The sequence below is a fragment of the Acinetobacter sp. V2 genome (assembly GCF_001188385.1).
Lineage (GTDB): Bacteria > Pseudomonadota > Gammaproteobacteria > Pseudomonadales > Moraxellaceae > Acinetobacter > Acinetobacter oleivorans.
The window spans coordinates 259815-260073 of record NZ_JZFB01000003.1 but is presented as its reverse complement, the minus strand read 5'-3'; the positions used below and the strand labels follow the sequence as shown (position 1 = coordinate 260073).

The following is a 259-nucleotide window of genomic DNA, read 5'->3' as shown; positions in this document are numbered from 1 at the left end:
AAGTGGTGCAAAGTCTTGTGAATATTTAGGTTGACCACCCGCGGAAACGGTAAATAAAGTACGGCCATGGAACGCATTATTAAATGCCACAATGCCACTTTTGCCAGCAACGCCGCTGTCTAAACCAACTTTACGAGCTAGTTTGAGTGCAGCTTCGTTGGCTTCAGCACCTGAGTTACAGAAGAAAACCTTGTCTGCAAATGTATTTTCGGTGAGTTGTTTTGCAAGACGTAGAACGGGTTCATTTGTATAACCGTTG

At 44.0% G+C, this 259-nt stretch carries 1 protein-coding gene; it reads right to left on the bottom strand.

Annotation, left to right across the window (positions count from 1 at the left end):
* Positions 1-259: aminotransferase class III-fold pyridoxal phosphate-dependent enzyme (locus tag UC75_RS21480; RefSeq protein WP_228137327.1), on the bottom strand; the 259-nt coding region annotated here is incomplete at both ends.